Here is a 23,237-nt window from a genome sequence, read left to right as displayed (position 1 = left end):
GAACACTCAGGAGGCCCCGATGGCCCAGTCCAGTTTGCCGACCCCACCCCTTTCCGAGGTCTACGACGTTGCCGTGATCGGTGGTGGCATCAATGGTGTCGGCATCGCGGCAGACGCATCGGGCCGGGGCCTATCAGTCTTTCTCTGCGAGAAGGACGACCTCGCCAGCCACACCTCTTCGGCCAGCAGCAAGCTGATCCACGGTGGCCTACGTTACCTTGAGCATTACGAATTCCGTCTGGTTCGCGAAGCGCTGGCCGAACGTGAAGTGCTCCTGGAAAAAGCACCGCACATCGTCAAGCCGATGCGCTTCGTATTGCCCCACCGTCCGCACCTGCGCCCCGCGTGGATGATCCGCGCCGGGCTGTTCCTGTATGACCACCTTGGCAAGCGCGAGAAGCTGGCAGGCTCGAAAAGCATTCGCTTTGGCGCCAACAGCCCGTTGAACAGCTCGATTACCAAAGGCTTCGAATACTCAGATTGCTGGGTTGACGATGCACGTCTGGTCGTCCTCAACGCCATGGCCGCCCGTGAAAAAGGCGCGCACATCCATACCCAGACCCGCTGCCTGGGCGCCCGTCGCAGCGGCGGCGTGTGGCACATGAACATGGAGCGTGCGGATGGCAGTCAGTTTTCCATTCGCGCCAAAGCCTTGGTGAATGCGGCGGGTCCATGGGTTGCCAAGTTCATTCGTGAAGATCTCAAGCTCGAATCGCAGTACGGCATTCGCCTGATTCAGGGCAGCCACTTGATCGTGCCGAAACTGTACGAAGGTGAAAACGCCTTCATTCTGCAGAACGAAGATCAGCGCATCGTGTTCGCCATTCCGTACCTGGAACGCTTCACCATCATCGGTACGACCGACCGCGAATATTCTGACGATCCGGGCAAAGTAGCGATCACCGAAGGCGAGACCGATTACCTGCTGAAGATCGTGAATGATCACTTCAAGAAGCAACTCAGCCGCGCCGACATTCTGAGCACGTGGTCAGGCGTGCGGCCGCTGTGCAATGACGAGTCGGACAACCCGTCGGCGATCACCCGTGACTACACGTTGTCGCTGTCGGGCAGCGCCCAAGAGGCGCCGATCCTTTCCGTGTTCGGCGGCAAGCTGACGACCTACCGCAAACTGGCGGAGTCGGCGATGCAGCAGCTGGCGCCGTTCTTCCCGCAGATGAAGCCAAGCTGGACCGCGAAAGCCAGCCTCCCGGGCGGTGAGAGCATGACCACGCCTCAGGCACTGGCCGCCGAGCTGCAACAGCGTTGTGCATGGCTGCCGGCCGAAATCGCCAAGCGCTGGGCCATTACCTATGGCTCACGCAGCTGGCGCATCGTGGAGGGCGTTCAGACGCTGGGCGAAATGGGCGAACACTTGGGCGGCGGTCTGTACAGCCGCGAAGTGGACTACCTGTGCAGTGAGGAATGGGCGACCAAGGCCCAGGACATTCTGTGGCGCCGGACCAAGCTGGGTCTGTTCACCACCGACGAAGAGCATCAGAAGGTTCAGGCGTACCTGGACAGCGCGGCACGCAGCAACGGGGCCGTTGAGCGTATTGACTGGCCCATGCCGGCGCCAAAGATTCACGCATAACCTGCCAGATCCAATTCCCGACTGAAGCCGGTCCCACGGAATCACCGCGATCCCGTGGGATCGGCTAGAGCCAGTCCAGCGGATCACCGCGATTCTGTAGGACCGGCTTTAGCCGGGAAAGCGTCAGACAGCACACCGCAAAACCATCTGCCTCAACACGCCCCACCCCGCCGCTATCATTCGGATTCCCGAACATCTCGCCCCACCCGATTCGGATTCCCGGACGGCCGATCCGCCTCGCCCACGTCCCTCCTCCATAAATAGCCAACACTTTCATACCCTTAGCTTCAGTCACCTCCCTGGCATGACTCATGCTCTACACTCTTGCACGATTGCTTCGATGTAGCGTGTCGCCTGACTGGGCCGCCGTTGAAGCGCTCTGAAACGATAGGGCCGTCCAACACCGGCCCAATAAAAAAAACAATGTCGAGGAAAAACAGATGCGCATCGTTCCCCAACTCCTGGGCGCAGCCATTGCTGCTGCTCTGATCACCACCCCCGTTTTCGCCGCCGAACTCACCGGCACGCTTAAAAAAATCAAAGAGTCCGGCACCATCACCCTCGGTCACCGCGACTCCTCCATTCCTTTTTCCTATATCGCTGACGCTTCCGGCGTGCCAGTGGGTTACTCCGCTGACATCCAGCTGAAGATCGTCGAAGCGATCAAGAAAGATCTGGACATGCCTGATCTGAAGGTCAAGTACAACCTGGTCACTTCCCAGACCCGCATCCCGCTGGTCCAGAACGGCACCGTCGACGTTGAGTGTGGTTCGACCACCAACAACGCCGAGCGCGCCCAGCAAGTCGACTTCTCCGTCGGCATTTTCGAAATCGGCACGCGTCTGCTGAGCAAAGCTGACTCGTCCTACAAAGACTTCGATGACCTCAAGGGCAAGAACGTCGTGACCACGGCGGGCACCACCTCCGAGCGCCTGCTCAAGGCGATGAACGCCGACAAACAGATGGGCATGAACGTGATTTCGGCCAAGGACCACGGCGAGTCGTTCCAGATGCTGGAATCGGGCCGCGCCGTTGCCTTCATGATGGACGACGCCCTGCTCGCCGGCGAAATGGCCAAGGCCAAGAAGCCGACCGACTGGGCCGTTACCGGCACCCCTCAGTCCTACGAAATCTACGGTTGCATGGTTCGCAAGGAAGACCCTGCGTTCAAGAAAGCCGTCGACGACGCCATCGTTGCGACCTACAAATCGGGCGAGATCAACAAGATCTACGACAAGTGGTTCACCCAGCCGATTCCACCAAAAGGCCTGAACCTGATGTTCCCGATGAGCGAACAGCTCAAAGCGCTGATCGCCAACCCGAACGACAAGCCGGCGCCGGACAAGAAGGCCTGAGTCCTTCGCTCCGCCATTCTGACAACGTGAAAAGCCTGACTTCCGGAGACGCCCTGCGTTTCCGGAAGCCGCTAACTGGCGCGTGCGTGCATAACGATCGATAAGAGGGGAGACCCTGATGAACTACAACTGGGACTGGGGCGTGTTCTTCAAGTCCACGGGCGTCGGCAGCGAGACCTATCTGGACTGGTACATCACCGGGCTGGGCTGGACCATCGCCATTGCCGTTGCTGCCTGGATCATTGCGTTGCTGCTGGGCTCGGTGCTCGGGGTGATGCGCACGGTGCCCAACCGCATCGTTTCTTCAATTGCCGCGATTTACGTGGAAATTTTCCGTAACGTGCCACTGCTGGTGCAGCTGTTCATCTGGTACTTCCTCGTGCCGGATCTGCTGCCTGAGAACCTGCAGGAGTGGTACAAGCAAGACCTTAACCCGACGACTTCGGCATTCCTGAGTGTTGTCGTGTGCCTGGGCCTGTTCACCGCTGCACGTGTCTGCGAACAAGTGCGCACCGGTATTCAGGCGCTGCCGGTGGGGCAGGAATCCGCTGCGCGCGCCATGGGTTTCAAGCTGCCGCAGATCTACTGGAACGTGCTGCTGCCCCAGGCGTACCGGATCATCATTCCGCCGCTCACCTCCGAATTCCTCAACGTGTTCAAGAACTCGTCCGTGGCGTCGCTGATCGGCCTGATGGAGTTGCTCGCGCAGACCAAACAGACCGCCGAGTTTTCCGCGAACCTGTTCGAAGCCTTCACCCTGGCGACGCTGATCTACTTCACCCTGAACATGAGCCTGATGCTGCTCATGCGCCTGGTCGAGAAGAAAGTGGCGGTGCCAGGTCTGATCTCCGTGGGAGGTAAATAATGGACTTCTCTGGAGTGATTCCTGCGATTCCGGGCATGTGGAACGGCATGCTCATGACCTTGCAGTTGATGGTCATGGGCATCGTGGGCGGCATCATCATCGGCACCATTCTGGCGCTGATGCGGTTGTCGTCGAACAAGCTGGCGTCACGTCTTGCCGGCGCCTACGTCAACTACTTCCGCTCAATCCCACTGCTGCTGGTCATCACCTGGTTCTACCTGGCGGTGCCGTTCGTGCTGCGCTGGATCACCGGCGAAGACACGCCGATCGGCGCGTTCACCTCCTGCGTCGTGGCATTCATGATGTTCGAGGCGGCCTACTTCTGTGAAATCGTGCGGGCCGGCGTGCAGTCGATTTCCCGCGGCCAGATGGGCGCCGCTCAGGCGCTGGGCATGACCTACGGCCAGATGATGCGCCTGATCATCCTGCCCCAGGCGTTCCGCAAGATGACCCCGCTGCTGTTGCAGCAGAGCATCATCCTGTTTCAGGACACCTCGCTGGTCTACACGGTCGGCCTGGTCGACTTCCTCAACTCGGCACGCTCCAGCGGCGACATCATCGGGCGCTCCAACGAGTTCCTGATTGTCGCCGGTCTGGTGTACTTCACGATCAGCTTCGCCGCGTCGCGCCTGGTCAAGTTCATGCAAAAAAGGTTAGCCGTATGATTTCCATCAAAAATATCAACAAGTGGTATGGGGACTTCCAGGTGCTGACCGATTGCAGCACGGAGGTCAAAAAAGGTGAAGTGATTGTGGTCTGCGGCCCGTCGGGCTCGGGCAAGTCCACGCTGATCAAATGCGTCAATGCGCTGGAGCCGTTTCAGAAAGGCGACATCGTGGTTGATGGCACCTCAATCGCCGACCCGAAAACCAATCTGCCGAAACTGCGTTCGCGCGTCGGCATGGTGTTCCAGCATTTCGAGCTGTTTCCGCACCTGACCATCACCGAAAACCTGACCATCGCGCAGATCAAAGTGCTGGGCCGCAGCAAGGAAGAGGCCACCAAAAAAGGCCTGCAACTACTCGAACGTGTGGGCCTGTCGGACCATGCCCACAAGCATCCGGGGCAACTGTCGGGCGGCCAGCAACAACGTGTGGCGATTGCCCGCGCACTGGCCATGGACCCGGTGGTGATGCTGTTCGACGAACCGACCTCCGCGCTCGACCCGGAGATGGTCAACGAAGTGCTCGACGTGATGGTGCAACTGGCCCATGAAGGCATGACCATGATGTGCGTGACCCACGAAATGGGCTTCGCCCGCAAAGTGGCGGATCGGGTGATCTTCATGGACAAGGGCCAGATCGTCGAAGACTGCGAAAAGGAAGAGTTCTTCGGCGACGTCAACGCGCGCTCCGAGCGGGCTCAGCAATTCCTCAACAAAATCCTGCAGCACTAAAAAGCATTAGCCCTTCGAGGGCGTAAAAACCGCCGGCCGCCCGTTCATCCCTGATGAAACGGGCGGCTGGCCGGTCCAGGACGACTGTGATGAAATGCGACCCCCCTCTCTACCGCGCCGCGCCGCCATCACTCGCCGTGAAACCCCGACTGATTCGCCATCTGTTCGTGCCACCGCTGATCATCCTGCTGATGATTGCGCTGGGCTACGTCACGTATTTGTACAGCGAGAAGAATGCCATCAAGGCGTTGGGTGAAAACGGTCAGCGTCAGCTGGAGCTGCACGCGCGCACCGTCGAGAGCGAGATCAACAAGTACAATTACCTGCCCAGCGTGCTGGAGCTGGAATCCAATGTTTCCGACCTGCTCAACCATCCGTCTGCGGAGTTGCGTTCCAAGGTCAACGATTACCTCGAAGGCCTGAACCGGCGCAGCCGCAGTCGGGCCATCTATGTGCTGGACACCACCGGCCGGGTGCTGGCGACCAGCAACTGGCGCGACGCCGACAGTTACCTCGGCGAGGACTTGTCTTTCCGCGCCTATTATCAGGACGCGATTCGCGGTTTGCCGGGGCGCTTCTACGGCATCGGCAGCACCACCGGCGAACCGGGTTATTACCTGGCCCACGGGCTGGAAGAGAAAGGCAAAATCATCGGCGTCGCGGTGATCAAGGTCCGGCTTGAGGCGCTGGAAGAACGCTGGCAGCGCGCGCGCCTGGAAGCGTTTGTCAGCGACGAGAACGGCATCATCATCCTCTCCAGCGATCCAGCGCGACGGCTGAAATCAGTCCGCCCGCTGACCGCCGAGATCAAGGAGCGGCTGGCGCGCAGCCTGCAATATTACTGGTGGCCGCTCAACGAGCTGGTGCCGCTGGAACGTGAATCGATTGCCGACGGAGTCGAGAAGCTGACCTTTCCCGCCAACACCAGCGTCGATCATGAGCACACGGTGGTGAGTTATCTGGCGCAGACCCGCGAACTGGCTGACACGCCTTGGCACCTGACCCTGCTGACACCACTGGAAGACTTGCGCCGGGAAGCCGCCAATCAGGGAATGCTGGTCGCCGTCGCCTGCGCGCTGGTGGCGTTTCTGCTGATTGCCTGGAACGAGCGGCGCAAGGTGATTTCCACCCGCCTCGCCGCCCGAGAAGCGCTGGAGCAGGCGAACAACGAGCTGGAACGGCGCATTACCGACCGCACCGCTGACCTGCGCGCCAGCAACGAACGCCTCAAGGGCCAGATCCGTGAACGTCGCCAGGCCGAAGAGACCCTGCGCCAGGCCCAGGATGAATTGATCCAGGCCGGCAAACTCGCGGCCATCGGCCAGATGTCCACCAGCATCGCCCATGAACTGAATCAGCCATTGGCGGCGCTGCGCACGTTGTCGGGCAACACCGTTCGGTTCCTCGAACGGGGCGCGCTGGACACGGCGAGTGCGAACCTGCGCACCATCAACGATCTGGTGGACCGCATGGGCCGTATCACCGCCAGCCTGCGCGCCTTCGCCCGGCGCGGGGAAGATAAAGGTCAGGCGTCCCTGGGCAAGGCAGTCGAGGCTGCAGTGCAATTGCTCGCGGCGCGTCTGGACAATGCGTCACTGGCGCTGCATCAGCAGATCGACGATGTCGAACTGGCGATTGATCAGACCCGGCTTGAGCAGATTCTGGTCAACCTGATCGGCAACGCGCTGGACGCCATGCAGGCGCAGCCGCTGCCGGCTCTATGGCTGGAAGGTGACGTGTTCGACGGCCGCTATCGGTTGCGCGTCCGTGACAACGGCCACGGCATCGACGCCGAAGCGCGCAAGCATTTGTTCGAACCCTTCTTTACCACCAAGCCCGGTGAGCAGGGCCTCGGGTTGGGTTTGACGCTGTCCGCCAGCCTTGCCACGGCGGCCGGCGGCACGCTCAACGCTGAGCACCCGGCCGAGGGCGGCACGATGTTTGTGCTGGTGTTGCCGCTGGTTGACCCCGGGGCGGCGGGTGTGTGAGAGATCCGTGCATCCCCAGTCTCGGTGTGACAGTTCATGTGGGAGTGAGCTTGCTCACGAAGACGGCATCCCAGCCGCTGAAGATTCAGCGGTGTGGTGATGTTTGATGAAAGCGAGTCTGCTCGCGAAAGCACCGGGGCAGTGACCCTGTTCGAAAACCTGACACACCGCTTCGCGGGCCAGCACTGGAATACACCATGAACACTGATCTGACGGTCCTCATTGTCGAAGACGACCCGCATGTCCTGCTCGGCTGCCAACAGGCGCTGGCGCTGGAAGACATTCACAGCCAGGGCGTGGGCAGCGCCGAAGAAGCGCTGGCGCTGATCAGTGAGAATTTCGCCGGCATCGTCATCAGTGACATTCGACTGCCGGGCATCGACGGGCTTGAGCTGCTCAAGCGCCTGAAAGAGCGCGATCGAACCCTGCCCGTGGTGCTGATCACCGGTCACGGCGACGTGTCGATGGCCGTCGGTGCGATGCGCGATGGCGCCTACGACTTCATGGAAAAGCCCTTTTCCCCCGAGCGGCTGGTCGAGGTCGCCCGCCGCGCGCTGGAGCAACGCGGGCTGGCCCGGGAAGTCTGGTCATTGCGTCGGCAACTGGCCGAGCGCGATTCTCTGGAAGGCAAGATCATTGGCCGCTCCCAGGCGATGCAAACCCTGCGCGCACTGATCGCCAACGTCGCGGACACCTCGGCCAACGTGCTGATCGAAGGCGAAACCGGCACCGGGAAGGAACTGGTTGCCCGCTGCCTCCATGACTTCAGCCGCCGCCACGACCATCAGTTCGTTGCACTGAACTGCGGCGGCCTGCCGGAAAGCCTGTTCGAGAGCGAAATCTTCGGCCACGAGGCCAACGCCTTCACCGGCGCCGGCAAACGCCGCATCGGCAAGATCGAACACGCCCACGACGGCACGCTGTTTCTCGATGAAGTGGAAAGCATGCCGATCAACCTGCAGATCAAACTGCTGCGGGTATTGCAGGAGCGCACGCTGGAGCGACTGGGTTCAAACCAGAGCGTGGCGGTGGACTGCCGGGTGATCGCGGCGACCAAGTCGGAGCTCAACGCGCTGAGCAAAGCGGGCCAGTTTCGCAGCGACCTGTATTACCGGCTCAACGTGGTGACCCTCGAACTGCCGCCCCTGCGCGAGCGCCGTGAAGACATCCTGCAGTTGTTCGAACATTTTCTGCAGCAGTCTTCACTGCGCTTCGACCGCGAGGCGCCGCAGTTGGACGCAAAGACCCGCTCGGCGCTGCTGGCCCACGACTGGCCGGGCAATGTGCGCGAGCTGCGCAACGTCGCCGAGCGGTACGCATTGGGCCTGCCAGCATTCAAGACCGCCGGTGCGGAAGTCGCCACCCAGAGCCTGGATTTCGCCGAAGCCGTGGAAGCATTCGAGAAGAACCTGTTGGGTGAGGCGCTGCAGCGCAGCGGCGGGAATCTCAGCCAGGCCAGCCAGGAACTGGGCATGGCCAAGACCACGCTGTTCGACAAAGTGAAGAAATACGGGTTGGGGTGAGCAAGTTCGCTGTTTGATTCTCGCCGCAGACCGTAGGAGCGTGGCTTGTCCTGCGATCGGCTGCGCAGCAGTCGTAAACCGGACGACTCGGTCCTTCCTGAGGAACGCAGTCAGCGGATTGGCTGCCGCTTCGCGCCAGATCGCGGGACAAGCCACGCTCCTACAGGTCATGCGATGGCGGGGGTCATCAGGGTGCCAGGGGAAATTCGCTGCTGCCGACTAACTCATCCACCTCTGCCGCCGTCGGTGCAGTCGCCGGGCCCCAGCGAGTGACGGCAATGGCCGCCGCCGCATTGGCGCGCAATGCGGCTTCTGCAGCGGACAGCCCTGACGCCAGCCCGGCCAGCAACACCCCCGCATGGGCATCACCGGCGCCATTGGTGTCAATGGCCGTCACCGGGAAGCCGCGCACGTGTCGGGGCTCGGAACCCTGACGGATCCAGCAGCCATTCGGTCCGTCGCGCACCACCATCAAGGCATCCTTGCGCAGCCAGTGCGCCAGCCTGTCCAGGGCCCCCTCGATCGTCTCGCACCCGGTGAAGCGCAGCGCTTCTTCGGCATTGCTCGTCCACAGCGTGATCAATGGCAACACCACCTGCATCCCGGACGCCTCCGGCGAATCGATCAGCGGCCCCGGATCGAACACCACGCCCGCCCCCGCTGGCAACTGCACGAGCCAGTCCAGCAGCGTCGACACCTTGCCGTCGTGCAGCAAGCTGTAGCCACTGACGAACACATAATCTTCAGGCTGCACCTCGACGCCGCGCAGATCGTCAGCCGACAAACCGCCCTCGGCGCCGACGTAGGAAATGAACGAGCGCTCGGCCGAAGGCTCGATGAGCGCCACCGACAGGCCAGTGTCCTGACCCGCCGACGCCGCCGCCGCGATGTCGATGCCTTCTGCCGCCATGGCCTGCCGCGCCAGATCGCCGAAACGCCCCGCACCGTGGCGACCGAGGTACAGCGTTGGCATACCACTGCGCCGTGCGGCGGCCATCACGTTGAATCCCCCGCCGGTTTCGAAGGCCGCCGAGCGGGCGAGCACATCGCCGCCGGAGCGGGGCAAGGCGTCCAGCGCCATCACCAGATCGACCACGACCTGGCCGGTGTAGAGCAATCTAGCGGGCATGAACAACCTCTTCGGCAAGGACGCGACGGTCACGGGCGCCGCCCAGCAAAGCATACACACCGCCGGCGACCACGAAGGTCACGATCCAGCCCAGCCCGTTATGGCCGAACCACGAGTCGGACAGCAAACCTTTGAATATCACGTTCTCCGGCGTGGTCGCGACGGTGGTGAAACTGTACCCAAGCACGATGGCCAGGGCCCACGCACCCTGCGCACGCCACTCGATCCCGCCGCGATACCAATAGGCACTGCGCGGCGAGACGTCCATCAAGTCAGCGGGGGAATAGTAATGGCGATGCATCAGGTCGACGACGAAGATCCCGACCCACGCGGTGATTGGCACGGCGAGCATCGAAATGAACGTGATGAACGGGCCGTAGAAACTGTCGGCGATCAGCATGAAGTAAATCGAGCCGGCGAAGATCGCCACGATGTCGACAATCACTGCGTGCACGCGCTTGATCCTCAGGCCCAGCGTCAGCGTGGTCAGGCCCGCCGAGTACACCGACAGATTGTTGGAGAGCAGCAGCCCGCCGAATGCCGTGATCAGGTACGGCACCGCCATCCAGGTCGGCAGCAGTTCGCGGATCGCGACGATCGGATCGGTGGCCGACGCCAGGTGGTCATTGCCCACCGACAGCAGCCCGCCCAGGGTGATCAGCAACACCAGTGGAATGCCTGCGCCGAAAGCAGCCGACGCCACCAGCCGCGTGGCTTTGACGCTGCGATGCTGATAGCGCGACATGTCGGCGCCCGCGTTGGCCCAGCCGATGCCCGTGCCGGCCGCCATGGTGCCGATACCGATGATCATCGCGCTCACCGGTGCAGGCGCGGCGTTGAACACGGCCGCCCAGTCGATGTGCGCGATCAGGAACCCGCCGACGATGACGTTCAAAGCGCCGAAGATGTACGTCGCCCATTTCTGAATGACCAGCAGCGTGGCGTGGCCGAGCCCGGAAACGGTCAGCGTCATCAGCACGAAAATGGCGATGAACACCAGGGTCAGGCCCGGCGCACTTTTAGCTTCCACCGGCGTGGCGAAGAGAATCGAGCACAGCGACAGCAGTACGAAAGCGGCGGTCGTGGTGTTCACCGTCTCCCAGCCCAGGCGCGACATCAGCGAGACGATGGTAGGGCCGATATTCCCGCGCACCCCGAAAATCGCCCGCGACAGCGTCAGACTCGGTGCCCTGCCCCGTCGGCCGGCAATGGAGATGACCCCCACGACAGCAAACGAACCGGCCGCGCCGAGGATCGCCACGATGATCGCCTGCCCGATCGACAGCCCGCGAAAGGCCACGAGCGTTGCCCCCAGCGGCAAACCGAGGATGCTGATGTTGGCCGCAAACCACACCCAGAAAAGCTGCAACGGGTAGCCGTTGCATTCGTTCTCCGGAACCGGTTCGATGCCGCGTGTTTCAAGCTGACCTGCGCCTTGAGCGGCGTTGGATGTCGTCATGTGAATGCTCCTGTGCCATTTGTTCTGGTTGTGGGCAGTACGCAAAGCAAACGACGTCCGTGTCAGCGTGGGCTTTTGCAGGCTGCAAAAGCCCTGACTCGCCGCTACATGGAGCCGCGAGGTAGGTCTTGTTCTTTATACGGGCTGGCTTCGGTCGGATCAGACCCCGCGCAGGGACAGCAACTGCTCGACCACGGGATGAAGGTCGAGTCCGTTGACGGTGTGGATCTGTTCGATCAGCGGTGCGGGCCAGGCGGCCATGCCCTCGCAGGCACCGAGCATCGCCCCGAGAATGGCGGCGATGGTGTCGGTGTCGCCGCCCAGGCTGGCGGCCATGCACAGCGCATCGAATGCCGATACCTGCCCGCGAGCCACTTGATGGGCGAGGGCGAAGGCCGCAACCACCGATTCCTGGGAGGCGACGGACGTGCCGATCACGTCATAAATCAATTCGGGCAGTTGTTCATTGCTGCATTCGACGCACAGTTGTTTGGCCCACCGGATTCGGGCGGCAATGCGGCCCCCGGCGATCCAGTACCCGTAGCCCTCGGCCTCATGGGCGATGCGCGCGCCGACGTCGAGGGCTTCGCCCAGAGTGGCACCGCTGATACCTGCCGAGACAACCGCCGCGACCGCTGCTGCGCTGGAGATCCCGAGATTGGTGTTGTGGGTGACCTGGCAGGCCTGTTTGACCGCCTCGACGAAACGCGCCTCTTCGCGCACATCGAAGGCAATGCCCACCGGCGTGATGCGCATGGCGGCGCCGTTGGTGGTGCCGAAACGCCCCGATTCTTCGGGGCTGTGACCGGCCAGAATCATCTCGATGGCGCGCTTGGTCGAGGGGCCGAGCAGGTCTTGCGAACCCTTGGCCTGCATCACCGCTTCCCAGTCGATCAGGCTCTGCGCCAGATCCGACGGCTCGATGCGCCCTTCTCCAGCGACCAGCAGTTCAGCGACCAAAACGGCTTGTTCGGTGTCATCGGTGATCGATCCGGCAGGCATGTTCGGCGCAATAGGCTGATCGGCACCGGCAGCCTGCAACGTAGTGATGCGGTCGAATCGCTGCCTGATCTGCTCGCGACTCAAGGACTGCGTCGGCATGCCCAACGCGTCGCCCAGCGCCAATCCGTAAAAAGCGCCCAGGCCTCGGTCGCGCGTGTCGATCAGTGCAGTCATGTGGGTGATCCAAAAGCCAGATGCAGACGAAAATGCACGGGGTCAAGAAGACTTTCCACGTGCTCCATGAAACGTTCGCGGCGATCAAAAGTAGTGCGAGTCGCCTTGAGGAACACCGAGCCCGGCTGGCGCAACATCAGCGCCGCGTCGTCGTTGCTCAGGGGCTCGGCACCGATCCACTGATCGCCGCGATCACCGACATACCCGTGGGCAGCCAGGGTGACCGTCAGCGAATCATCGATCAGCCCGTCGCGGGGCAGATTTTCCAGACCGTCGCAGGCCGGGATCAGCACACGCTCCAGGGAAACCACGCTGCCATCCCCCGCCGTGCGCCGACGATCCAGCGCGATGAACTCGGCCGTGCCGAACCGTCCTGCCAGATCGGGCCGCTGCACCGCCACCAGACGCAGAATCTCGGTGCTGACCCTGGCCCCCGTGTCGGCCAGGGCCTGGGCCCAACCGGCGCGCTGATCCAGCGAGATGCCGTCGTAGGTGACGATCGAACCGACGCCGGTTTGCGTGGCGATGTAGTTGCGCCGCTTGAGTTCGGACAGCGCCTCGCGCAGCGTGCCGCGGCTGACGTTGAATTCCTGTGCGAGCAGATTCTCGCCCGGCAACAACTCACCCGACCCCATCTGTCCGGTCTCGATGCGGCGAGCCAGCTCATCCACCACACGTTTTTTCTTGTCGAATCGAACCTGTCTAATCATGTACAAATTGATATCCGAAAGTGGCTGGGAGGAGCAAGTGTTTTTTGAAATGCAATGACGGAGGCGTAACAGCAGGTGACGGCTGCACGCGCAGAAGGATAATCGGCCGTCCGGGGTCGAAGAGCCCCGGATCAGCCGCCTGTGCGCTGCGCGTCAGGCCTCATCTCGCGTTTCAATCAGCCCGATTCACTACGCTCGATTCATCGCCCACGATCTGACGAATGGCGCTGACGAACACGTCGACGGGTTGCCCACCGGAAACGGCGTACTGGTCGTTGAAGACGATCGTCGGCACCGAACTCACGCCCCGCGATACCCACAGTTGCTCGAGTTCTCGAACGTCGCTGGCGTACTGATCGCTGGCCAGCAAGGCCTCGGCGCGCACCCGGTCCAGCCCCACTTTCTGCGCAACATCCGCCAGCACCTGGTGGCTGGATACGTTGGCATGCTGGCTGAAATACGCCGTGAACAGCGCTTCTTTCAGCGCGTGCTGCTTGCCTTCCAGCTCAGCCCAGTGCAGCAGTCGATGGGCGTCGAAGGTGTTGAAAATGCGCCGCTCGCCCTGCTTGAAGACGAACCCGAGTTCTGCACCGCGCTCACGGATGTTCTCGGCGTTGGCCTGGAATTGTTCCCGCGTCGAGCCGTACTTTTCGGCGATGTGCTCGAAGATGTCCTGGCCTTCAGGGGGCATTTGCGGGTTGAGTTCGAAGGGCTGGAAGTGAATGTCGGCTTGAACTTCATCGCCCAGATGCTCAAGCGCCTGGTCCAGCGCGCGCAGGCCGACGATGCACCAGGGACAGGACACATCGGAGATGAAATCGATTTTCAGCGGAGTGCTCATGGCAGCCTCGTGCAAGAGAGGAAAAGCACCACGATACGCCGATCACGGTGGCGCTCAAACCCTACACCGGCACGCCCACCCTCAATGGGCGGGTCAACCCCGCCGTCTTATTAGAGCTGCGCGACGTGGGATGCGTCTTCACGATGCTCGCGCAAATACGGCAACACGGCCGCCAGCAGCGGGGCCTTGAAGGCTTCCTGAAAGCGGTGGGCCAGGCCGGGAATGAGCTTCAACTGGCTGCCCTGAATGTGCGCCGCCACATGAATTCCGTGCATGACCGGCAACAGCGGGTCGGCGGTGCCGTGAACGACCAGCGTTGGCACGCGCAGACGATTCAACAATTCCACTCGGCTGGGTTCGGACAGGATCGCCAGAATCTGGCGCTTCACGCCTTCAGGGTTGAACGCCCGGTCGTAGGAAACCGCCGCCTGATGCAACAGCATCTGCCGATCATCCTTGACCTCCGGGCTGCCCAGCGCCGCCAGAAGATCGGCCTGTTGCTCAAGGGCAGTCTGCCGGTCCGGGGCGCCGCGACGCGCCAGCAGCTGCAACAACGCCGGGCTGGGCATCGGCAGCCCGGGCGCGCCGGAGCTGGTCATGATCAGCGTCAGGCTCTCCACGCGCTTGGGCGCCATGTCCGCCAGATGCTGCGCAATCATGCCGCCCATGCTGGCCCCCAGCACATGGAATTGCTGAACGTGCAGCGCGTCCATCAGGCCGAGCGCGTCCTGAGCCATGTCGGTCAGCGAATACGGCGCCGACACCGGCAGGCCGATTTTGTAGCGCAGCACTTCGTAGGTGAGGTTGGGACTCGGCGGCGCCTGGACCCAGGTCGACAATCCTACGTCCCGGTTGTCGTAGCGAATCACGCGAAAGCCCTGCTGGCACAAGGCAACGACCACTTCGTCCGGCCAGTGGATCAGTTGACCCCCAAGCCCCATGACCAACAGCAGCGCCGGATCGGAATCACGCCCGATGCTTTGATACGCCAGGTGCACGTCATCGAGCTCGACCACCTGCGTGGGAACGTCAACATCGCATCGAGAGGCCGCAAAAGACGGCAGGCTGCACAAGAGCGCAGCCAGAAAAAGTAAAACCCGCATGGAAAAACACCGACACACAGAATCCCAGTAGGCCGCGAGTCTGATGAAGTTTGCTCAAGCGCGCTGCCACAGTTGCGTGACAGTTTGATGAAGAGGGCTGAGCGGTAGCAAAACGGTCATCTCACCCTGTATTCACGCGGCCGCTGTTGCCGGCGAGCTGATCGAATCTGCCACCCACAGGTTGTCGGCGAAGCGCAGTTGAGCCTCTTTTACCACCTCAAGGGCGGCTTCGCTGTCGGTGCCAGCGGGGTCAAGTTCGCCTGCTACACCCAGCGACAGCACCTTGTAGATGGGCAGGCGGTCCAGCACCAGAGGCATTTGCTCCGGGGCACTGAGCACATCGACATGCAGGCCTTGCACTGGCAAAGACACCGCAAGGCCAAGGTTGCTGCCCAGCCCCAGACCGCCGCAGGAGACCGCGAGCAGCTTTTTAAGCGGCGAGTATTGCAAGGCGTGGTACGCGCGCTCGAAGGCGTTCTTCCAGTCCTGGGGCAGGTCGAGGGTCAGAATTGGCTCGTCGATCTGTACCCACTCGACGCCCTTGCCCGCCAGCCGGCCGAGGATCTCGCCGTAGACCGGCAGCAGACGGTCGAGCAGGTCGAGCTTATCGAAGCCCTCCCCTTCCGCTTGTCCCAGCCAGAGGTACGTCAAGGGACCGATGATCTCCGGCCGGAGGGTGTGGCCCTCGGCGCGGGCCTGGTCGACCTCATCGAACAGCGGCGCCCAGCTCAGGTTGAAGCGCTGGTCATGGGTAAACGTTGGCACCGAATCCACATCAATGCCGTCACCCAGGGTTTCGAGGATGTGCTTGAAGCCCCTGGCCACGCCGATGTGAGGAAAATTAGAGTTGTTGACCTGGCCCATGCTGACTGCTTCCTTCAAAAGATGGCGCCATTGTCGACACTTACCCTGACATGAGACAAACTCATTAAATTCGTGTTGATCACAAAATTTACTCATGGAGCGCCGTCGGTGCTGGAAATTCGCCACCTGAAAACCCTGCATGCGTTACGCGAAGCAGACAGCCTCGTTGACGCCGCTGACCGCCTGCATCTGACGCAGTCGGCGCTGTCGCACCAGTTCAAGGAGCTGGAAGAACGCATGGGCATGCCGCTGTTCGTGCGCAAGACCAAACCGGTGCGCTTCACCAGCGCGGGCCTGCGACTGCTGCAACTGGCCGACTCGGTACTGCCGCAACTGCGCCATGCCGAACGGGATATCTCGCGACTCGCCGGCGGTGTCGCAGGGCGTCTGCACATGGCTATTGAATGCCACAGTTGCTTTCAGTGGCTGATGCCGACGATCGACCAGTTCCGCGATGCATGGCCTGAGGTGGAACTTGATCTGGCGTCAGGCTTCGCTTTCGCGCCCCTGCCCGCCCTGGCCCGTGGCGATCTGGATCTGGTGGTGACGTCGGACCCTCTGGAACTGGCAGGCATTACCTATGTGCCGTTGTTTACCTACGAGGCCATGCTCGCGGTCGCCAATCAGCATCCGCTGGCGGCCAGGCCTTATGTGGTGCCGGAAGATCTGATCAATGAAACCCTGATCACCTACCCCGTCGAGCGCGACCGCCTGGACATCTTCACGCGTTTCCTTGAGCCGGCCGACATCGAACCGGCGCAGGTGCGCACGTCCGAGCTGACGGTGATGATGATGCAACTGGTCGCCAGCGGCCGCGGCGTGTGCGGGATGCCCCACTGGGCGCTGCATGAATACAGCTCACGCGGGTATGTGAAGGGCAAGCGGCTGGGGGAAAAAGGATTGTTCGCCACGCTGTACGCGGCGATTCGCGCAGACATGCTGGACGCGCCCTACATGCGTGACTTCCTGCTGACGGCGAAGGACACGTCGTTTTCGACACTGGACGGGGTGAGCGCGGTTCGTTAACCCGCCGCACCGCCCCCCCCATCAAAATCAGGCGATTGGCAGGCCTCGGTACAGCGGCAATATCGAATCCCGGGTCAGCGGCGCCAGGTGCAACTGCTCAATATTCTCGCCGTCGACCCAGATCGCTTCCTCGATCTCGGCCGCGGGATTGACCGGCTCGTCCACGTGAACGCCGTACAGCTGGCAATTCACTTCAAAGCCCGGCTCATTCGCCGCCACCGCCGAAAACTCGCCCAGGAATCGCGCGTGTTCAGGCGCGATGACCAGCCCCAGTTCTTCGTTCAGCTCACGGGCCAGCGCATCGAGCGCCGACTCGCCGGCATCGATCTTGCCGCCCGGCTGCATGAACGCTTCAGTCCCGCGCTTGCGCACCAGCAGCGTCTTGCCATCGGCACGGGTCAGCAGCGCGGCGGCAATACGGAGCGTCTTCACCGTCACAGCACCACCTCGGTTTTCAGCGCGCGGGTTTCTTCGGCACGTTCCAGCGCCAGGGTGATCAACCGATCGATCAGCTCGGCGTAGCTCAATCCGCTGGCCTGCCAGAGTTTCGGGTACATGCTGATGGAGGTGAAGCCGGGGAGCGTGTTGACCTCGTTGATGATGATTTCCCGTGCCTCGGTGACAAAGAAATCCACCCGCGCCAAACCGGCGCAGCCCAGCACGCGATAGGCCTGCAGCGCCACTTCACGCACGGCCTCGCTCATCTCTTCGGCCATCTGCGCGGGGATCGCGATGCGCGCCTGACCGTCGTTCAGGTACTTGGTGTCGTAGGCGTAAAACTCGTCATTGGCCACGACCTCACCGCACACACTGACCTTCGGCTCGTGGTTGCCCAGCACGGCGCATTCCACTTCGCGACCGACGATACCCTGCTCGATCAGCACCTTGTTGTCGTACTCGAAGGCCAGCTTCAGCGCGGCGGCATAGCCGGCTTCGTCGGTGACTTTGCTCACGCCAACCGACGATCCCTGGCACGCCGGCTTGACGAAAAGCGGCAGGCCCAGCTGGGCGGAGACGCTGACGAAATCCACCGTCTCGCCACGCTGAAGGACCACGAACGGCGCCACCGATATACCCGCATCGCGCAGAAGCCGTTTGGTCACATCCTTGTCCATGCAAGCCGCGGAGCTCAGCACATCCGGGCCCACGAACGGAATGTCCAGCAGCCGCAGCATGCCTTGCAGGCAGCCGTCTTCCCCGAAACTGCCATGGATCAGCGGGAACACCACGTCGATGCGCGGCACCTCTGCGCCGGTCTGCACTTCCACGAATTGCGGCCCGCTGGCGCCCGGCATCAGCGAAAGCAGACGCCCGGAGTCACTGAGCTTGATGTGCGCAGGATCAGTAGGGTTCTGCAGGTAATCCTGCTCGTCGAAGCGCAGCCAGTGGCCCTGCTTGTCGACACCAATGAGGGTGATGGAGAAGTTGTTGCGATCAATCGCGTTGATCACGTTGCGCGCCGATTGCAACGACACTTCATGCTCGGAGGATTGCCCACCGAAAACGATGGCGACTGACTTTTTCAAAGGGGGATGCTCCTGAATTTCAGGTCGCAGAGCTAAAAGCAATTTGGCCCGATAGTCCAGTGCCAAGGTGGCTTGCGAGACGGAATACAGGAAAAACGGGGCAAAAAAATCCCGCGCCCGGGTGATCGACTGGCGATGCCCGGAGCGCGGGAGGTGCTGCTGTCATTCCTCTTTCCTGGCGCCGGAACCGAAGGTCGCGAAGCGCTTGTTGAAGCCCGCGATACGGCCTTCGGTGGTGGTCTTGCGTTGTTGACCGGTGTACATGGGATGCGACGCGCTGGACACGTCGAGGGCAACATAAGGGTAGGTGGTGCCATCGGTGTGCGTGTGTGTGCGATCGGTATCAACCGTGGAGCCGATCAGGAAAAACACATCGGCAGCAGTGTCGTGGAAGAGCACTTTACGGTAGTCGGGATGGATGTCGGGCTTCATCGTTTTTCTCCAGAATGTAAACAATCATGTAATACGTTATACAGTATCAATTCGATAAAGTTCAACCGCTAACGATTTTGTAACGGTTACAACTTTCGCCTTTTCCGCCGCTTCCCCTGCCGCTAACGTTCGCGCCTCTGACGACCTCAGCCCGGTCCTCGACGGGAACGGAATGAACAAAAACACCAGGAGGGAGTGCCATGCACTTGATCGATCGATACGAAATGAGTGTCCCGGGACACATGAAGCTGATTGACGCCCGCAGCGCGTTGAATCATCTGCAGCGTCTGGTCCAGGCAACTGGCGGTAAGCCTGAATCCGAGCAACTCGTCAGCCTGATCGAAACGATCGTGGAGGCTTTTCACGAAGCCGCTGACGACGTCATGCCGGTCAACGACCACGACGTGTTCATGCGCCAGGCGTGTGAATGGAACTACATCGCGCTGTCTCCCAAAGAGCGCGAAGTGCTCCACGAGATCCGCTGCTGCAACGACGAGGGCAAAGAAGACATTTATCGAATGGTCAGCGAGACGCTGGACCGCAAGCCGATGCTGATGCCGGAAGCTCAGTAATTCACGGTTGGGTTGGAAATCTGCGCGAAAAAAGGGGCGCCTGTGAGTTCCCCTGGTGCGTTGCTCGTCGTTAAAAATGCCGGTTCCAGGCCAACCTGACGGTGTCGCAGGGATGAGATCAAATGAAAGCGTTGAGCCGCCGTCCACCAGTCGATTTCGGACTGCTCTACGGCTTGCGAGCCGAGACGGCAGGCTCACCTGAGCGCGCCATCGCATTTTCGTTTATTTCGAATAACATCCTCAGTTCTAGACAACGTTGTCAGGGTGGTCCCGGTGCATGCCGAACTGACGACTCAGGAAGCCGCTGATCTCCTCAACGTCTCTAGACCTCATTTCGTCAAGCTGCTTGGGGAAGGCGCTCTTCCTCACTTTAAAACCGGTCGCTACCGCAGAGTGTTGTTCTCTGACCTGATGGCGTTCAAGAACAAACGCGACGAAGCCAGCCGAAAACCGATGGATGATTTGTCCCGGCTTTCAGAAGAGCTATAGAGCGAGACATCCTGCAACATCCACCCTTTGCTTTTACCCCGCAAACCCGCCACCCTGCGCGCCGCCGATCAGACCCTGCTGACGGCAAGGAACCATGGCCCCATTGGCCCCTCTTCTTTAAACACCTTTGCAAGGCCCACCGTCATGACGAACGGACGCGACCATCGCATCGACTTCTTTCGGGGTCTGGCGCTGATTTTCATTTTTTGGGATCACGTGCCAGCCAACCCTTTCGCGCAACTGACACTGCGCAATTTTGGCTTCAGCGACGCCGCCGAGGTGTTCGTGTTTCTCGCCGGCTATGCCGCCGTACTCGCTTACGGGCGCGTGGCGCAGCGTGACGGTTATGTCGTGGCGTGCCTGCGTATCCTGCGGCGCACATGGGTGCTGTACGTCGCGCACATCTTCTTGCTGATGCTGCTGATGGGCATCGTTTTCGTCGCCAACAATCACGTCGAAACCCGGGACATGGTGCGGGAGATGGGCCTGGAGTATTTCGTCGGCAACCCGCAGCAGGCGCTGGCCGATGAGCTGTTGCTGCGCTTTAAACCCAACCTCACCGACCCGCTGCCGCTGTACATCCTGCTGATGGGCACGTTGCCGTTGATCCTGCCTGTCATGCTGCGCAACGCAGCGCTGGCGATCGGCCTGTCGATTGCGCTGTACATGATGGTGCCGCTGCTGGGCTGGAACCTGCGCGCCTACGAAGGCGGCGGTTACTGGTATTTCAATCCCGTCGCCTGGCAGTTGATCTTCGTGCTCGGCGGGGCCTTTGCCCTGCATACCCAACGGGCGCCAATCGTAATCGCCCCTGCTCGGCCGCTTTGGCAACAGCCGCTGTTTCTCATAGCCGCGGCTTACCTGCTGCTGGCCGGCGTCATCACCGTGCTGTGGAAATTTCCTGACGTGCATGACGCGCTACTACCTACCGCGCTCACCGAATTGATCTACCCAATCAGCAAAACCGACCTGTCGCCGGTGCGCCTGCTGCATTTCCTTGCGCTGGTGTCTGTCGTCGCGAAGACGCTGCCGACGTCGATGACCTGGCTCGACAACTGGCCTGTCCAGCAGACCTGCCGGATGGGCCGCTATTCGCTGGAGATCTTCTGCCTGGGCGTCCTCCTCGCCCCGCTGGCCGACATGGCGAACGCGCTGGCTGACGATGCCTGGCAAATGCGCGTGATCATCGCGTTGTTGGGGCTGGGATTGATGCTGCTGTTGTCGAACTGGCTGGAGTTGAACAAGCGATTGGGCAGTCCGAAAGCGGTGCAGGTGGTGAAGGTTTGAGAACCATGTCTCACTTGGATGGAGCTTCGGAAATTTCCTACTGGTTTATCAGGCAAAGCTTTTTCGCGAATTGCCGTTACGCGAAGGAGTGGACAAATCAGCGGAGGAAAAAATGGAACTACATCACCTGATGCAGCACGTGGCTTTAGCACCAGCGAGGATCTCAGTACAGCTAAAGCAGGGCGACGAATCCCCCGGCAGCCTAGACGTGTCTCAAGGCCCAGTTGCCGTGGAAGATGAACAACCGTGGCTTACCGAGCCGAATATGAAGAACATAACGAGCATGGCCGACTATCTTTCCTTGAAAAGGATTGATGCGGCCATATCGCTTGAACTGGCAAATCTGGCTTATACGTCATTCAAAAACGAGCTCTATAACCTACGACCGGAACTGGCTTCCAAAAACTTCAGCTTTGGCTTTGATAGCAGTGGGAATATCCAGATACTCGACCCTCAGGAAAGTCTCTCCACAGAGGAGCGGATCTGGCTGACAGAGCAGCTAAAGCACCGAGGCATAAAGGATCATTTGGTCGACCACTCCAGCGCAATGTCAGCGTTAGCCAAATATGACAAAACCGGCTTCAATGCCCGCTACAAGCTTGAGGCGGCTGATATCGCCCGGATTGTTGACTACGGAAAAATCCTCGAGAGTGAAGACATGGTACAGACGTGGAAGAAACAGATAGACGAGAGAGCGGAGAGAAAGCCTTCCCTGATTTCTGAACATGTTTAATTGATCGGGACAGGCCTGGCTTGTACAGTGTTCAGCCAGGCATCTTCTTATAGGGGGCCTGGAATACTTTTAATCAGCGTCTGCCTACAAATATGACCGAACACTCTTAGATCCTTGCCAGCCTCCACATCTCCAGCCTTTCCCAGCAGATAGTTCGAGAAAGTATAACCACCCACGTAGTAAAAGCTTCTCCACGTATTTGTGCCATGGTCATAGCGGACAAAGTCCCGTGCTTGATGTCCTCACGCACAGCGTTCGAAATTGATAACCGCAACCGCTTTCCCGTTTTCGTCACTTGTGACCTCCTCCTTCACCGGCGCAATTCTGGATTGCGTGAGACTCAGCAGGAATTTGCCAATCGCGCCTTTCAACGGTGCTCCGACGGAGTCGGTAAACTCCGCTTCCAAAACGCCTAGGGTATAGCCCTGAGTCCACAGCCAAGTCGGTTCGGTATAACCTGAAGGAATCCTGTTAACACCGATTTCGTCGCTAAATTCGAAATTTTTTAAAACGGGGTAAGAGCCGATCGCCAAATGATAAGGCTGTCCAGATAAAGGGACATCCGCTCTGTGGATAACCCTGATAAGCACCTCAGTCCCAGGCATCAAACTAGAGAACTTATCTTCAGAATCAGGTTTTTTAAGCCAGTTAGCACCATCGAAGTATTCCAGCTCCCAAAACGGTGCACCTGACAATCCCGGTGTGTTAGACACCAGTACATCTTGGCCTCGGACGGAAGTAAAACTGTAGTAGTGAACGGCTGTCTTGCTTTTCAGCGCGGCGTCTAACACGTAAGTTTGATCAGACAACACAGTAAGAATCATCTCACCATCATCATGTACCTCAGAAACACTTTCCTCTAAACCTTTGGCATAGGGTTGAGCGGGGGAGATTGATTGAGCGCTGGCAGGCGCGGCGAGAGTACAGACACACGCTACAAAAAAGCCTCTTAACATGTCACTCAAAATTATTTTTCTGCTCATAGTTTCATCCTCTTTAAATTGATTTGCCACCGCACTCAGAGGTGACAAAAGGACGTAACTATCTCAATCAACGCCGGTCAGCTGACGAGGCTGAAAACAAGAGACTTCCTACAAATCAGTCAGTCCCCATAACGGCCCCCGGGGAAGGAATAATCAGGCACGAGGCGCGAGGGGTCTAAGCGAGATCCC

21 protein-coding genes and 2 pseudogenes are annotated in these 23,237 nt (G+C 60.5%); 12 read left to right on the top strand and 11 right to left on the bottom strand.

Annotation, left to right across the window (positions count from 1 at the left end; genetic code table 11):
- The first annotated feature begins 19 nt into the window (after positions 1–19).
- The 7 genes from glpD to SLW74_RS08065 all read left to right on the top strand — a co-directional run bounded on the left by glpD (position 20) and on the right by SLW74_RS08065 (position 8,718).
- On the top strand, positions 20–1,591 hold the full coding sequence (gene glpD, locus SLW74_RS08095) for a glycerol-3-phosphate dehydrogenase (RefSeq protein ID WP_410928567.1): 1,572 nt from the start codon (positions 20–22) through the stop codon (positions 1,589–1,591).
- Positions 1,592–2,031: 440 nt separating this feature from the next.
- Positions 2,032–2,946: a glutamate/aspartate ABC transporter substrate-binding protein gene (locus tag SLW74_RS08090; RefSeq protein WP_296308583.1), complete on the top strand. Its 915-nt coding sequence runs from the start codon at positions 2,032–2,034 to the stop codon at positions 2,944–2,946.
- A 118-nt stretch (positions 2,947–3,064) separates the two neighbouring features.
- The gene (locus tag SLW74_RS08085) at positions 3,065–3,811 is read left to right on the top strand and encodes an amino acid ABC transporter permease (RefSeq protein WP_065992535.1); all 747 of its coding nucleotides are present in this window, start codon (positions 3,065–3,067) and stop codon (positions 3,809–3,811) included.
- Positions 3,808–4,476: an amino acid ABC transporter permease gene (locus SLW74_RS08080; RefSeq protein WP_192135289.1), complete on the top strand. Its 669-nt coding sequence runs from the start codon at positions 3,808–3,810 to the stop codon at positions 4,474–4,476. Before SLW74_RS08085 ends, SLW74_RS08080 begins: the two co-directional genes overlap by 4 nt.
- Positions 4,473–5,207, top strand: coding sequence for an amino acid ABC transporter ATP-binding protein (locus tag SLW74_RS08075; RefSeq protein WP_065992531.1), 735 nt, complete (start codon positions 4,473–4,475; stop codon positions 5,205–5,207). Before SLW74_RS08080 ends, SLW74_RS08075 begins: the two co-directional genes overlap by 4 nt.
- 89 nt (positions 5,208–5,296) lie before the next feature.
- Positions 5,297–7,195, top strand: a complete 1,899-nt coding sequence (locus SLW74_RS08070; RefSeq protein ID WP_410928566.1) for an ATP-binding protein — start codon at positions 5,297–5,299, stop codon at positions 7,193–7,195.
- A 197-nt stretch (positions 7,196–7,392) separates the two neighbouring features.
- Entirely contained in the window at positions 7,393–8,718 is a 1,326-nt protein-coding gene (locus SLW74_RS08065) for a sigma-54-dependent transcriptional regulator (RefSeq protein WP_192135160.1), read from the top strand.
- A 187-nt stretch (positions 8,719–8,905) separates the two neighbouring features.
- On the opposite strand, the gene SLW74_RS08060 is transcribed toward SLW74_RS08065, so the two are convergent.
- The 7 genes and pseudogenes from SLW74_RS08060 to SLW74_RS08030 all read right to left on the bottom strand — a co-directional run.
- Positions 8,906–9,847 carry a PfkB family carbohydrate kinase gene (locus SLW74_RS08060; RefSeq protein WP_410928565.1) on the bottom strand — a complete coding sequence of 314 codons (942 nt, stop codon included), beginning with the start codon at positions 9,845–9,847 and terminating at the stop codon, positions 8,906–8,908.
- Positions 9,837–11,306, bottom strand: a complete 1,470-nt coding sequence (locus tag SLW74_RS08055) for a purine-cytosine permease family protein (RefSeq protein ID WP_410928564.1) — start codon at positions 11,304–11,306, stop codon at positions 9,837–9,839. Before SLW74_RS08055 ends, SLW74_RS08060 begins: the two co-directional genes overlap by 11 nt.
- A 159-nt stretch (positions 11,307–11,465) precedes the next feature.
- The gene (locus SLW74_RS08050; protein WP_065992522.1) at positions 11,466–12,482 is read right to left on the bottom strand and encodes an ADP-ribosylglycohydrolase family protein; all 1,017 of its coding nucleotides are present in this window, start codon (positions 12,480–12,482) and stop codon (positions 11,466–11,468) included.
- Positions 12,479–13,192 (bottom strand): GntR family transcriptional regulator, encoded by a 714-nt coding sequence (locus SLW74_RS08045; RefSeq protein WP_192135167.1) that lies wholly within the window; start codon positions 13,190–13,192, stop codon positions 12,479–12,481. The genes SLW74_RS08050 and SLW74_RS08045 overlap by 4 nt, the downstream gene beginning before the upstream one ends.
- 172 nt (positions 13,193–13,364) lie before the next feature.
- Positions 13,365–14,033: a DsbA family oxidoreductase gene (locus tag SLW74_RS08040; RefSeq protein ID WP_296308572.1), complete on the bottom strand. Its 669-nt coding sequence runs from the start codon at positions 14,031–14,033 to the stop codon at positions 13,365–13,367.
- A gap of 110 nt (positions 14,034–14,143) precedes the next feature.
- Positions 14,144–15,136 carry an alpha/beta fold hydrolase gene (locus tag SLW74_RS08035; protein ID WP_237250358.1) on the bottom strand — a complete coding sequence of 331 codons (993 nt, stop codon included), beginning with the start codon at positions 15,134–15,136 and terminating at the stop codon, positions 14,144–14,146.
- A gap of 156 nt (positions 15,137–15,292) precedes the next feature.
- Positions 15,293–15,901, bottom strand: a pseudogene (locus tag SLW74_RS08030) (5-methyltetrahydropteroyltriglutamate--homocysteine S-methyltransferase); the annotation flags it as partial.
- A 207-nt stretch (positions 15,902–16,108) separates the two neighbouring features.
- Here SLW74_RS08030 and metR point away from each other — a divergent pair.
- The gene (metR, locus tag SLW74_RS08025) at positions 16,109–17,026 is read left to right on the top strand and encodes a transcriptional regulator MetR (protein WP_065992512.1); all 918 of its coding nucleotides are present in this window, start codon (positions 16,109–16,111) and stop codon (positions 17,024–17,026) included.
- Positions 17,027–17,053: 27 nt separating this feature from the next.
- Here the strand turns inward: metR and SLW74_RS08020 are convergent, their stop codons facing one another.
- From SLW74_RS08020 to SLW74_RS08010, 3 genes are all read right to left on the bottom strand, one after another.
- Positions 17,054–17,458 (bottom strand): NUDIX hydrolase, encoded by a 405-nt coding sequence (locus SLW74_RS08020; protein WP_065993203.1) that lies wholly within the window; start codon positions 17,456–17,458, stop codon positions 17,054–17,056.
- A gap of 2 nt (positions 17,459–17,460) precedes the next feature.
- On the bottom strand, positions 17,461–18,552 hold the full coding sequence (gene ddlA, locus SLW74_RS08015) for a D-alanine--D-alanine ligase (protein WP_192135175.1): 1,092 nt from the start codon (positions 18,550–18,552) through the stop codon (positions 17,461–17,463).
- Positions 18,553–18,714: 162 nt separating this feature from the next.
- Positions 18,715–18,984 (bottom strand): type B 50S ribosomal protein L31, encoded by a 270-nt coding sequence (locus SLW74_RS08010; RefSeq protein WP_065992508.1) that lies wholly within the window; start codon positions 18,982–18,984, stop codon positions 18,715–18,717.
- A gap of 200 nt (positions 18,985–19,184) precedes the next feature.
- Between SLW74_RS08010 and SLW74_RS08005 the strand changes: the two genes are divergently transcribed.
- From SLW74_RS08005 to SLW74_RS07990, 4 genes and pseudogenes are all read left to right on the top strand, one after another.
- Positions 19,185–19,556, top strand: a complete 372-nt coding sequence (locus SLW74_RS08005) for a hypothetical protein (RefSeq protein ID WP_065992506.1) — start codon at positions 19,185–19,187, stop codon at positions 19,554–19,556.
- Between the two features lie 246 nt (positions 19,557–19,802).
- Positions 19,803–20,045 (top strand): annotated as a pseudogene (locus SLW74_RS08000) (excisionase family DNA-binding protein); the annotation flags it as partial.
- Positions 20,046–20,189: 144 nt separating this feature from the next.
- Complete coding sequence (locus SLW74_RS07995) at positions 20,190–21,332, top strand: OpgC domain-containing protein (RefSeq protein WP_410928563.1); 1,143 nt, start codon at positions 20,190–20,192, stop codon at positions 21,330–21,332.
- 112 nt (positions 21,333–21,444) lie between these two features.
- Positions 21,445–22,065, top strand: a complete 621-nt coding sequence (locus tag SLW74_RS07990) for a hypothetical protein (protein WP_410928562.1) — start codon at positions 21,445–21,447, stop codon at positions 22,063–22,065.
- 242 nt (positions 22,066–22,307) lie between these two features.
- Here SLW74_RS07990 and SLW74_RS07985 read toward each other — a convergent pair whose 3' ends face one another.
- Entirely contained in the window at positions 22,308–23,048 is a 741-nt protein-coding gene (locus SLW74_RS07985) for a hypothetical protein (RefSeq protein ID WP_410928561.1), read from the bottom strand.
- Positions 23,049–23,237 lie beyond the last annotated feature (189 nt).

The organism is Pseudomonas sp. W5-36, assembly GCF_046540455.1.
Lineage (GTDB): Bacteria > Pseudomonadota > Gammaproteobacteria > Pseudomonadales > Pseudomonadaceae > Aquipseudomonas > Aquipseudomonas graminis_B.
Note: the sequence above shows the minus strand (reverse complement) of the source record. Positions and strands in the feature narration are given on the sequence as shown.